The sequence below is a fragment of the Aequorivita capsosiphonis DSM 23843 genome (assembly GCF_000429125.1).
Lineage (GTDB): Bacteria > Bacteroidota > Bacteroidia > Flavobacteriales > Flavobacteriaceae > Aequorivita > Aequorivita capsosiphonis.
In genome coordinates, this window is record NZ_AUBG01000015.1 from 114,613 (window position 1) to 127,005 (window position 12,393).

The following is a 12,393-nucleotide window of genomic DNA, read 5'->3' on the forward strand; positions in this document are numbered from 1 at the left end:
TTTCTATTTTATTAATTTACTAGCTACTTGTTTAAAATTCCACAAAAATCCAAAACTTGAATTTGGGATTCGATTTTCAAACCTTTAAACTCATTATGTGCCACTAAAAAGACCATAATATCACATGTCTCTTTAGCTTCTGTTGGACTCGTAATATTGAATTTGTCGTGAGATTTTAGATTTGGCTCAACAAACAAAATATTAAAGCCATCTGTTTTTAATTGTTCGGCAACGTGCAGCGCTGGGGATTCTCTTAAATCATCAATATTCGGTTTAAAAGCAAGTCCCATACAAGCTATAACGGCATCACGACCCTGTTCTATTTTAAATTGAAGTGCTGCATTTTTCACTTTTTCAATGGCCCACTCTGTTTTGTAATTATTGATTTCTCTAGCGGAACGAATTATTTTTGACTCCTCAGGAAATTCAGATACTATAAACCAAGGATCAACAGCAATACAGTGGCCGCCAACACCAGTTCCGGGTTGCAAAATATTCACTCTGGGATGTTTATTTGCTAAACGAATCAATTCCCAAACGTTGATATTTGCTTTATCGCAAATCATAGAAAGCTCATTTGCAAAAGCTATCTGCACGTCACGGGATGAGTTTTCAACCAATTTGCACATTTCAGCAGTCTGCGAATTGGTTTTATGTAATTCTCCCTTAACAAAATGTTTGTAGAAGTTAACCGCTTTTTCAGTAGAAGCTTCGTCAATTCCGCCAATAGCACGATCATTTTGTTCCAGTTCGTAAATTACGTTCCCAGGTAATACGCGTTCTGGACAGTATGCAATAAAGATTTCACCTTTTAATTCAGGACGTTCCTTAAAAATAATCTCTTGCATCTTATGGGTTGTTCCAACGGGACTCGTGGACTCCAAAATAACTAAAGCTCCTTTTTGAAGGGTAGGAATTATATTTTTAACGGCACTTTCAACATAAGAGAGGTCTGGCACGTGATTTTCTCTAAAAGGGGTTGGGACAGCTATCAGGTAAATATCTGCCATCACCGACTTTGTCGATGCTTTTAAATAGCCTTGCTTAACTACATGATGGACAAGTCCGTCAAGTTCTGGCTCCACAATGTGAATTTTTCCTTCATTTATGGTATTTACAACGCGTGAAGAAATATCTACGCCAGTTACATTCAATCCTTTGCTCGCTATTAATGCAGCTGTTGGCAAGCCAATATAGCCAAGCCCCATCATTACCACTGAGGGTTTATTTTCCATGTTATAGTTGTTCAATAAAATTTACGATCCGTTCTGAAGTCTTTCCATCGCCATACGGATTATGCAACATGCTCATCGCATTATAATACTCCGTATCATTTAATAATCTTTCGGTTTCAGCTACAATTCTAGCCTTATCCGTTCCCACCAAAAGTACAGTTCCTTCATCAACAGCTTCTGGACGTTCAGTGGTTGTACGGGTTACTAATACCGGTTTTCCTAAACTTGGTGCTTCCTCTTGAATACCACCGCTATCCGTAATGATTAAATATGACTTTTCCATCAACCAAATAAAAGCAGGATATGCCAAAGGCGAGACAAGATGGATATTTACAACGCCGCTAAGCAAATCGTTTACTGGGCCAACAACATTTGGATTTAAATGGACAGGATAGATTATCTGTACATCTGTATGATTTTGAGCTATTGTTTTTAGAGCAGCACAAATATTAATAAGTCCTTCCCCGTGATTTTCACGTCTATGGCCGGTTACAAGTATTATTTTATTCTGAAAGTTCAAGATGTTTTTTAAATTCTCAATTTCTTCGTCTTTAAAATTTTCAGCATTTACTTTTTCAATTCCATAGAGAAGCGCGTCGATAACCGTATTTCCGGTCACTAAAATATTTTCTTCTTTGGTGTTTTCGGCCAAAAGATTATTTTTGGAAAGCTCCGTAGGTGAAAAATGGAAATCTGCAATCTTCCCGGTGAGCTGTCTATTAAATTCCTCTGGAAAGGGATATTGTCTATCAAAAGTTCGCAAGCCAGCTTCCACGTGACATATTTTGGCGCCACTATAAAATGCTGCAATACCTACAGCCATCGAGGTGGTAGTATCGCCGTGAACATAAACATAATCTGGTTTTACCTCATCAAGGACAGGTTTCATGTTTTCGATTATGGTGGCTGTCAATGTATAAAGATTTTGGTTTGGACGCATAAGATCCAAATCGTAATCGGGAACTATTTCAAAGAAGTCAAGTACTTGGTCCAACATTTCACGATGTTGGGCGGTAACGCAGACTTTTGTTTCGAATTTATCATTTTTTAAAAAAGCTTGAACTAATGGCGCCATTTTTATGGCTTCAGGTCTTGTTCCAAAGACAATGAGATTTTTTTTCTTCATGAATTCGTTTTCTCATGGGTTTCAGCAATATCCTTCATTCTTCTATAAAGATTCATAACCAGGAAAAATCCTGAAAATATCAAAATTAGAAGTATCGGATATTTTACTTTTCTGCTTATATGAATACCCGAATCGTCCGAAACGTTATAATTCGCTGCAGCGACTTTTACGATTTGCTGTTCATCTATTAACTGTTTATTCAGCTGTAAAAGACCGTAGGTTAAATCTGTCTTGGTCTTCAAAAGATCATTAAGTTGACTATTATCGTTTACCGCAACAGTTGGGAAATTTTGCTTGCCTTTCTGCATTTCAGCGGCAGTTTTTAACAGACTGTCTATTTGGGAAAGCATCTGTTCTGAAGATTCTATGCGAACCTGTGTATTTTTGCTTCCCACCTCTTTATATTGCTCATAATGAGAATTGTCATTAAGGTAGTTTATTGCGGCATCTACTATTTCTTGAGAATGTGCTTTACCCCTAATCTTTAAAGTTAAATGTTGATATTTAAAATACTGAAAGACCTGTGGATCCTTTAAATAATCTTGAATACCCTGTTTTTCTGTTAAAGCCTTGAAAAGGTCAACACGTTCACGACTTCCCGATGCTAGCCTATATATATCTACAATAGGCTCTGCTTCAATTCTTTTCAAATCCCTATAGTTAGGGCCAAAAATTTTCTTAGTAAAAACAGTATCTTGGTTCTTTATTTTTATAGAAAGAGTGTTTACTTTATCATAAAAATATTGCGTGCTCTCAAAATTGGGAATTACTATGAGTTCGTTGTTATATACCTCCGTCTCGTTTTTATCCATATAGTAGCCAACAACCACTCCAACTATGATTAAAACGACAATAACGATAATGTACTTTACAAAAAAAGTAATGACCAAAAAAAGAAGCCTTATAAAGGATTTAAAGAGATCAGTAATCTTACCAAAAAGATGACCCAAATCTATTTCATCTTGATTGTTTTCTGCCATAATAAATGCTATTGATTAACCAATTCGGTATTTAATTACTGTTTCCAAACTTTCTTTCCAACCCAGGATAGATAATGTAAACATTTTTTCAACTTTTGTATTGTCCAAAATACTATATTCCGGCCTTGCGGCAAAAGTACGGTATTGGTTCGTTTTTGCAAGACTTGCCTCTTTTAATTTTTCCGACTGCCTAAGTATCTCCTCCGCAAAGCCATACCACGTAGTTTCACCCCTGTTGCTGAAGTGATAAACGCCATAATTTGCCGAATCTTGTTCAACAATCTGTAATAGCGCCCTTGCAAGATCATTGGCATTTGTGGGCGTTCCTGTTTGCTCTGTGGTAATGGTGAGCGGTTTCCCTTCTCGGGAATATTTTAAAATGGTTTTTAAAAAATTATGCCCGTATTGCGAATACAGCCACGAAGTGCGAAGTATAAAAAACTTATTACATATTTCTTGAATATATTCTTCCCCTTTTAACTTAGAAGCCCCGTAAACATTAATGGGATTGGTTTTATCTGTTTCTAGGTAAGGCGATTTTTTCTCACCGTCAAAAACGTAATCTGTGGAGATATGAAGCAATACAACGTCATTTTCTTTACAAGTTAAAGCCAAATTTTTTACTGCTTCAGCGTTTATTGCAAAGGCTTGTTTCTGTTCGCTTTCCGCTTTTTCAACGTTGGTGTATGCAGCGGTATTTATACAATGGGAAAAGTTATTTCGTGTGAAGAAATCTGTTAGGCCAGCCGCGTTTTCAATATCCAATTCTTCTTTTGAAACAAAAACAAACTCAAGGTCGGGGAAATCGGCTGCCGCATCTTTTATGCATCTTCCCAATTGTCCGTTTGCGCCTGTTACCAGTATTTTTTTCATAAATACCCTAAATCCCCGAAGGAGGACTTTTACCCTATTATTTTAAAATCAATTGCCGCTCCCTTCCCTTTGGGAAGGGCTGGGGATGAGATTTACTGCTTCCTGAAAACCAGGAAGTTCCAAATCTTTTTCCGAAATAATAAATTCTTCCTTTGGAAGATGCCAATCTATGGCTAAGGTTGCGTCATTATAAATGATTCCACCTTCTGAAGCCTTATTGTAGTAGTTATCACATTTATACGAAAAAATAGATTGTTTTGATAATGTGATAAATCCGTGTGCAAAACCTCTTGGCACAAAAAGTTGTAGATGCTCTACATTGTCTAAAACAATGGAGAATGACTCACCAAAGGTTTTGGAGTCTTTGCGAAGGTCAACAACAATGTCCAAAACCTTGCCGCTAACAACCCGAACCAACTTGGCCTGCGCCATGTTTCCGGTTTGAAAGTGGAGTCCGCGTAAAACGCCTTTTGATGAAACAGATTGGTTGTCCTGAACAAAAGCAGTCTTTAAGCCAGTAACTTTTTCGAAAATTTCTTGGTTGTAAGTTTCATAGAATAGTCCGCGTTCGTCTTTAAAAACGTTCGGTTTCAATATAAAACAATCTTTTAAAGGGGATTTTTGTAGTTCCAAAGTTTAATCTAGTTGAATTTAATGTTTTCCATAGCCAATTCTTAGCGAGGTTTGAGCCAAAGCTACTAAGCCTCTTTTATAAAAGTGATATTATCTAAAGCACACTCCAGATTTTTTAAATTACCAGCATAAGTGAGCTTATCAAACACGAAAATCTCATCCTGGGAATTATTAAGGAGGTATTCCACAAAATTGGAACCTATGAATCCTTCATCCCCGGTAATCAACATCTTATCACTAATCAAAATTATTTTTTAGAAGTGTCTAAAATCTGTTTTAACATCTTTTCGGTAATTAAATAGGTGGGTTTTACACCTGTTGTACCTAATCCACCAGAGGCCAAAGTGCTTCCGGTTTCAAGAGGGTTATCTGATGCATAATATGCATAACGAACCTTCACATTTGGACTGATACTTCTGCGGATTTTTGATGCCGCCTGAATTGCTTTTTGATAATGCGCACCCTCCATTTCTAGACCAATAACGTTCCAAGTTGAATTGTGGAAAAACTTTAGCACATCTCTATTTTGAAGTGAAGTTCCCAGGACCGAGATCATCGTTCCAGTGCAGACTTTTACATCGTCATCATTAAATAGTGATTTTTCCAATTCGTTTTCAAATGGATAATTATCTGCTGTTCCCTCAAAAACGTGCGCAGATGGAATCATAATATCACCTTTTCCACCCTCTAGAATACCAGCCTTCCCCATAATAGAAACCGAGGCTACATCTAGAAAATGGCTGTCATTATTTTCATCAACAAATGGTTTTAACAACTCATCCATGGTTTCATAAGCTTGCTCACCAAAAGCGTAGTCCATCACTATAATTACCGGCTTTTGCGAGTTATCCAAATCCTTTAAACCTTCAGTATAATCGTTCTTTTTTATTTTTGCTGAATCAATTATCTGAACATCTATATTGGTTCCACTTTGGTCTGCAAGGAAGATCATTCCTTCTGAAAGTGCCAATTTTGAAACCTTTTCGCGCATTTTCAAACTGGTGGGACTACTCAAAGCTTCGAAAATCTGCATTGATTTCTTCTTTGAAAATTCCGTTGGTAATGCTTTTTGAGCATACAGACTGTTCATTACACTGTGCATATTGGCACTAATAATGTGCAAGGGACGCTCTAAAAGATCTTCTTTCTGCAAGGTCTGCTTGATTCTATAAGCCCACTGTTCGCCGTGAATATGATGGCCCAAGCGCTCCCGAAGCACAGGACTGAAGGTGATGAGACGTTGTCTGTCTTCTAAAACCTCATCAATAGCTAATTTTCCTAGAAAATAAATAATATTGAAAAAACGATTTTCACTCTTCTCAGTAGCAAAGTAAGGATACACATTTTTTACTTCTTCAAAAGTCCTTCCCAAGAAATTTGCAGTATGAGTAAGTGTAACCTCTTTTTCTTCTTGTGTAAGTTTTCCTTTTTTCTGTACGGTCTGTTCCAATTTTTTCCAATCGCGTATCAATTCGCCGTTTTCATTGACAAGCACCTGCTTCATAATTTTATGCGACTCGATAAAAAGGAAGGTAACATGGGTAAGAATATCATAAATTTCCGAACGCCCACGCGTAACTTCGATATTCATTTGTTCCGAATCTATTCGGTAACAGTTTCTGCGGCGTTTCATTGGAATAATAGGCTCAAAATGCGAGTCTTTATAACCTTCATCACTTGTAAGGTTAATAAACCTACATTCCTCAATCCCTTCAGGCAAACGGTCCATCACGTATAACAAACCCTGAAGTTCAATTTTTTCGTCTTTTATAGAGCCGTAAATCTCGGGTTGAAGAATTAATAAAGATTCCCGAAGCGATTCTCCCGAAACTCCCATAGGCTTGTAAAACCCACGATTAAAGAGGTGACGCATCGTGATATATAGTCTTTCGATGGCGCCCGTACTTTCTTGGGCGCGCGTTCTGATATGTGATTTCATTTTTTTCATTGAATGCAAATATACTACTAATTTTAAGGCTGGATTTTAAGTAAGAAATCGGCAATTTTTCGATCGTTGGAAAGTCGAGGAACCTTGTTTTGACCACCGAGCTTGCCTTCAGACTTCATATAGTGTTGAAAACTATTCTTTTTAAGCGATCTGATTATTAAAGGCTGCAATATTTTCCCTTTAATTAAATCCAAATAGTAGGAATTTTGTTGTTGCATTTCGGCATCGATAAATTCAGTCAGCTTTTGAATATCTTCTGGCGCTTGTTCAAATTCCACAAGCCATTCGTGATACGGCAATTCTTCTTCGGAAGGGGTAATTTGAGGTGCTACGGTGAATTCAGAAATAGAGAAATCGAATTCTGACATGGCCTTCTTCATGGTTTCCTCCACTTCCTTGCCTATTACGTGTTCCCCAAAAGCAGAAATGAAATGTTTAATTCTTCCAGAAACAATAACACGATACGGATCTGTAGAGGTAAATTGTATTGTATCGCCTAAATTATACCCCCAAAGTCCTGCATTGGTTGAAATAATCATGACGTAATTAACACCCGTTTCTACTTCGCCAATGGTGAGGCGTTTTGGATCTTCATCAAAAAAAATACTTGCCTCTATAAATTCATAGAAAATCCCCCCATTTAAAAGCAAGAGCATTCCTTTTTCGCTTTGTTGATCCTGAAAGGCAAAAAAACCTTCACTTGCGGGAAACAGTTCAATGCTATCAACCTTTCTTCCTATTAAATTTTCAAATTTTGCGCGATAAGGTTCAAAGTTCACCCCGCCATAAATAAAGAGATTGAAGTCTTTGAAAAGGTCTCCTACTTTTTTGCCGGTTTTCTGTTGTAATTTTTCAAAATACATTTGTACCCAAGACGGAATCCCGCTAATGACCGTCATGTTTTCATCTTTGGTTTCCTCAACAACGGCATCCACTTTAGTTTCCCAATCTTCAATGCAATTGGTTTCCCAGCTAGGTAAACGGTTTTTTTGAAGATATGCTGGCACATAATGCGCCACAATCCCAGAAAGTCTTCCGAGTTTTATACCGTTTTTCTCCTGCATTTCAGGACTTCCCTGTAGAAAAATCATTTTACCATCTACAAAATCAGCATTTCCGGTTTCATTGATGTAACACAAAATAGCATTCCTGGCAGCTTCCACATGATAGGGCATGGATTCCTTGGTAAGTGGAATATATTTTGCGCCAGAGGTTGTTCCTGATGTCTTGGCAAAATAGAGTGGTTTATCGGGCCAGAGTACATTTGCTTCCCCTGCAACAACACGTTCTACATAAGGTTTTAACGCTTCGTAATCCCGTACTGGAACTCGTTTTTTGAAATCTTTAAAAGATTTGATGTTTTCAAAATCGTGATCATTTCCAAAGGCTGTGTTTTTTGCTTCGGAAATTAACTTCTCAAACACTTTTTGCTGGGTTTCAATAGGATTTTTTGCCCATTTTTGAATTCGGAGTACTACAATTTTGGCAAATATTTTTGCTGAAACGGATTTTAGGCTCATAGGCTATCAATCAAAATCTATAAAATTTGTTGGATTAACTGGAAAACCATCTCGCCAAAGTTCGAAATGCAAATGAGGCCCAGTTGTGAGTTCGCCGGTACTTCCAACGGTTGCAATTACTTCCCCAGCTTTTACGAGCTCGCCTTGTTCCTTGGTAAGCATCGCATTGTGCTTATATACAGAAATAAAACTATTATTATGCTTAATAATAATCACATAACCCGTTTGCACTGTCCATTCTGAGAAAATAACCGTCCCATCAGCTATTGCTTTTACGGGGGAGTCCTTAACCGTCACCACATCAACGGCATAATGTTTCGCTTCGGAGTCATATTGTTCGGTAATAGTGCCTTTAACAGGTGCAAAGAACGCATAATCTTGAAGCTGTGGCGCAATAAGGGGGTTGTATTTGTCTTCCTTATCAACGCTAGCTCGTAAAACAGAATCTTTTCTGGAGGTGCGTATTAAAACAGCAGGATCCGTCTTGGCCAATTCAATTATGGAATCCTTATTAAAATCGACCGTTTTCACATCGCCAGTAAGCACCTTTTTAATGGAAGCAAGGTATTGCTCATTTACATCTAGAACTCGCTGTAAAGAGTCTGTTTTGTAGGTTAATTTAGTGGATTTCTTTTTTAAGGCTGTAGATGAATACCCTGGTATATATTCTCGAAGTGGGGTAAATGCTATAATAATAGTAGTTGTAATTATTAGAAACAAAGCAAATAAAGTGCTGAATATAAAAACATTCAGTCTGTTTAACTTAAAAGAAAAACGCTCTTCAAAAGTTTCCTCATTAAGTATTACTAGGCGGTATTTGTGCAGTAACTTCTTTTTAAAACGTTTCGCTTTTTTTTCTTTCTTTGCCATACCTAGAAAATACTTTTCTACAAATATAAAATAAACTACAGCTACAGATGCTAAAGTTATCCTCAAAACGTGCTATCTAAACATTTCTTGTTACATTTGTAGAATTAAAAATTAGAAATCATGAGCACATTGTTTATTCCCTTAGGTATGGTAGGTCCTTGGCAGATCATATTGATAGTAGTTATTGTACTATTGCTTTTTGGCGGAAAGAAAATACCAGAACTTATGCGCGGACTGGGTAGCGGACTTAAAGAATTTAAGGATGCTTCAAAGGATGAGGATACTGATCCTAATATTAAAGACAGCAAGATTTCAGACAGTAAATTCGACGAGAAAAAGTAATTCAATATTAAATATTTATAAAAAAGGTGTTGTTAAGTTTTCAAACTTAACAACACCTTTTTTATTTGAAAATTACTTTCTATAATATTATTTTCTTTAGTTAATGATAACTCAAATAATTATGCAGAATATGGAACTGCGTTCTTTTTAAATCTCAAACTTGTTATCATTTTTGAAGAAATCGTATTGAACATCAAGATAGGCAAAAATAATATCGTTACCAATATCTACTATCTACGATTCTAGAGTTTCAAAGCTTAGAAGAATTTCATTTTATTTTAGCAGTCTTTAATATCGATTCCAACTCAAACTGTAGGTTTCTTTTCGCCACAGAAGGCGCGTACGTAAAGCCTTCGAGAATAACATAGCGATTGTTTTTTTCGTCGCGAACGGCATAATTTATAAAAGGCCCCCCCATCCAGGCGCCTTTTACTTCCCAAGTACCTTTGGTTTCGTATGCAAATTTGCCATCAATTTTGGATTTAAAAAGATAAGGCGCATACGCGTCTTCCGTGATAAACTGCCCATCGTCTTCTACTGGCAATAATCTGCTGCCAATAGAATCCCTTATTTTAATGATATCGGCGACGGCGGTAGAATCATCTTTAATCATCGTCAACGGAACTTGATACACAAGAATATTGGTTGTGCCATCCTTTAGATCTTTTCGTAACCAAAAAAAGTTATCAGAGCCCTTTGCAAGTCGATAAGCACTTGGAACTTTCAGGCTCACGCCCATAACCTTGCTTAAAGAATCGGTTTTCATTAACGAAATAGCCGTTCTTCTTTGTCTTTCCTTTATTTCCTCAGCTTTAAAAATAGCAATTATTTTCGCTGAATTTTCGTTTATTAACTCCACAAGTTTTTCTTCGGAAGTAGCTTTAATAATAGCACCTGCTTGTGGTTTTGCATATTCATTATCGGTGATAGTTACCTTATCCTCATCACTTAAAACCACATAAAGAAAAAGTCGATTACTCCGTGCAAAGCCCTCAAAAGCGTCTGGAGGCATTTGGTTCATGGAAAATAAAGGCTCGTCTTGTGGAAGACCATCTGTAGGCGCTGCAAAATTGTTTCTAATAGCTTCCCCAACTATGCCATTCCATAGGTCATTTGGTGTGACAATTTGTAACGAATTGATGTTTCCAACCGAATTTGGAACGAGAGATTTGTCCCTTTTTCCACTTCCATTACAGGATGTGAAGGCAATAAACAACGAAAATAGTACAATATAAAGTGATCTCATGAAAAGGATGTTTATGGAACTATCCTTTGTAAATCTTCAGTTTAGTTCCAGGCTTTAATTTAGTACCACTAATATCGTTCCAATTTTGGATATTCTTGATTGAAACTCCAGGAAATTTTCGTGAAATGCTCCATAGCGAATCCCCATTGCGTACGGTGTACGTTTTTTCGGAAGTTGTACTCTTTGAAGGTGAGTTGCTTGCAATGTCACCTACCGTCTTTTTAGGATAGATAATAAGATTCTGCCCTATCTTTAAAGAGTTGCTCCGCATGCCGTTCCAGTTTTTGATTTGACTGACCCCAACCCCATATCTTTCAGCAATTCTACCTAAAAAATCGCCTCTTTTAACGCGATACCGTATTTTTTCGGGCTGCTCAATCAATTCTGGAGACGATTTTTCGTCCTCTTGTTGTTCTTCGTCCACAAAGGCATAAATAGCATCTTCGTTGTTTACAAAAGTGCCTACAATGGTAAGTGGAAGACGTAACATATAGTTTTCATCCTTTACAACAGGAATTATTCCCAGCTTATAGGAAGGATTTAAAAACTCCAATTCTTCCTTATCCATATTGATAAGTTCCGCTACCTGATCTAATGTAATTTGCCGCTTTACTCGGATTGTATCGGTAGCAACATACGGAATCCTTGTAGCTTGTTTTTTAAACCCGTGCTCTTCCGCATACTCAAAAATGTACATGGTCGCTAGAAAAGCAGGCACATAACCCGCGGTTTCACGTGGAAGAAACCTTCTAAGATCCCAATAATTAGTTTTGCCGCCAGAGCGACGTATCGCTTTTGAAACGTTACCTGGTCCTGAATTGTAAGCAGCAAGTGCTAAATCCCAATCGTCAAAACTGTTGTTTAAGCTGTTTAAATATTTACAAGCGGCTTCGGTAGCCCTAATTGGATCTGAACGTTCATCTACATACGAACTAACATTGAGACCGAACATCTTTCCCGTTGGATACATAAACTGCCAAAGACCAGTAGCGCCAACGCGTGATTTTGCACGTGGGTTTAGGGCAGATTCAACAATGGCCAAATATTTTAATTCTAAAGGAAGATTGTGTTTGTCAAGCTCTTGCTCAAATAAAGGAAAGTAATATTCACTCAACCCCATCAAGCGTTCCAAAGAGCCTCTTCTACTTTTTAAGTATCGCTTTATCACATTTTCCAAAGAAGGGGTGTACGATACGTTAAAAGGAGTGCGAGCGTCAAGTTCTTTTAGGCGTTGCTTCAAAACTTCAGTTGGTAGTTCCGTATATTCAACTGGCTCATAGTCTTCATTGACAATGCTGTTATAAACATCGTCAAAAAGATCTGATTTATAGACCTCATTCAACCAAAGACTGTCCTTTGTTCTAGCCAATGCCATATCTTTTAGGTTGTATATGGTACTGTCCTTAATACTTGTAGCGACAACTGTGGAAGGTAATTCCGAAGAAATTTTTGTTACCTTGATAGAGTCTACCACTCGAACCTTTTTCGTGTCCAAGTTTTTAGTATGATTTTTCTTTTGAGCAAAACTCATACTGAAGACCAACATCAGCAAAAGTGAAAGGATTGTGTTTAGTTTCATCAGCTTCTATATTGCGTTTTGATATTATGGCAAGTTTGCCA

At 37.2% G+C, this 12,393-nt stretch carries 12 protein-coding genes; 1 reads left to right on the forward strand and 11 read right to left on the reverse strand.

Annotated elements, in window-relative coordinates; all coding sequences use genetic code 11:
• Positions 1 to 23 precede the first annotated feature (23 nt).
• The 9 genes from wecC to G440_RS0113685 all read right to left on the reverse strand — a co-directional run bounded on the left by wecC (position 24) and on the right by G440_RS0113685 (position 9,185).
• On the reverse strand, positions 24 to 1,235 hold the full coding sequence (gene wecC / locus G440_RS0113645; RefSeq protein ID WP_034259569.1) for a UDP-N-acetyl-D-mannosamine dehydrogenase: 1,212 nt from the start codon (positions 1,233 to 1,235) through the stop codon (positions 24 to 26).
• 1 nt (position 1,236) lies between these two features.
• On the reverse strand, positions 1,237 to 2,361 hold the full coding sequence (gene wecB, locus G440_RS0113650; RefSeq protein WP_026451821.1) for a non-hydrolyzing UDP-N-acetylglucosamine 2-epimerase: 1,125 nt from the start codon (positions 2,359 to 2,361) through the stop codon (positions 1,237 to 1,239).
• Positions 2,358 to 3,341: a hypothetical protein gene (locus G440_RS0113655; protein WP_026451822.1), complete on the reverse strand. Its 984-nt coding sequence runs from the start codon at positions 3,339 to 3,341 to the stop codon at positions 2,358 to 2,360. Before G440_RS0113655 ends, wecB begins: the two co-directional genes overlap by 4 nt.
• 15 nt (positions 3,342 to 3,356) lie before the next feature.
• Complete coding sequence (rfbD, locus tag G440_RS0113660) at positions 3,357 to 4,214, reverse strand: dTDP-4-dehydrorhamnose reductase (protein WP_026451823.1); 858 nt, start codon at positions 4,212 to 4,214, stop codon at positions 3,357 to 3,359.
• 48 nt (positions 4,215 to 4,262) lie between these two features.
• Entirely contained in the window at positions 4,263 to 4,847 is a 585-nt protein-coding gene (gene rfbC, locus G440_RS0113665) for a dTDP-4-dehydrorhamnose 3,5-epimerase (protein ID WP_026451824.1), read from the reverse strand.
• A 65-nt stretch (positions 4,848 to 4,912) separates the two neighbouring features.
• Positions 4,913 to 5,092, reverse strand: coding sequence for an NAD-dependent epimerase/dehydratase family protein (locus tag G440_RS21250; protein WP_245574861.1), 180 nt, complete (start codon positions 5,090 to 5,092; stop codon positions 4,913 to 4,915).
• Between the two features lie 2 nt (positions 5,093 to 5,094).
• Entirely contained in the window at positions 5,095 to 6,795 is a 1,701-nt protein-coding gene (locus G440_RS0113675) for a DUF6909 family protein (protein WP_026451825.1), read from the reverse strand.
• A 23-nt stretch (positions 6,796 to 6,818) separates the two neighbouring features.
• Entirely contained in the window at positions 6,819 to 8,315 is a 1,497-nt protein-coding gene (locus G440_RS0113680; protein WP_026451826.1) for a GH3 auxin-responsive promoter family protein, read from the reverse strand.
• 6 nt (positions 8,316 to 8,321) lie between these two features.
• A complete protein-coding gene (locus tag G440_RS0113685) occupies positions 8,322 to 9,185 on the reverse strand; it encodes a M23 family metallopeptidase (protein WP_026451827.1) in 864 nt (287 codons plus the stop codon).
• A 120-nt stretch (positions 9,186 to 9,305) separates the two neighbouring features.
• On the opposite strand from G440_RS0113685, the gene G440_RS0113690 reads away from it, so the two are divergent.
• Positions 9,306 to 9,527 carry a twin-arginine translocase TatA/TatE family subunit gene (locus G440_RS0113690; protein ID WP_026451828.1) on the forward strand — a complete coding sequence of 74 codons (222 nt, stop codon included), beginning with the start codon at positions 9,306 to 9,308 and terminating at the stop codon, positions 9,525 to 9,527.
• A gap of 268 nt (positions 9,528 to 9,795) precedes the next feature.
• Here the strand turns inward: G440_RS0113690 and G440_RS0113695 are convergent, their stop codons facing one another.
• Both G440_RS0113695 and G440_RS0113700 read right to left on the reverse strand, forming a co-directional pair.
• On the reverse strand, positions 9,796 to 10,773 hold the full coding sequence (locus tag G440_RS0113695; protein WP_026451829.1) for a DUF4837 family protein: 978 nt from the start codon (positions 10,771 to 10,773) through the stop codon (positions 9,796 to 9,798).
• Between the two features lie 19 nt (positions 10,774 to 10,792).
• Positions 10,793 to 12,352 carry a LysM peptidoglycan-binding domain-containing protein gene (locus tag G440_RS0113700; protein WP_026451830.1) on the reverse strand — a complete coding sequence of 520 codons (1,560 nt, stop codon included), beginning with the start codon at positions 12,350 to 12,352 and terminating at the stop codon, positions 10,793 to 10,795.
• Positions 12,353 to 12,393: the final 41 nt, after the last annotated feature.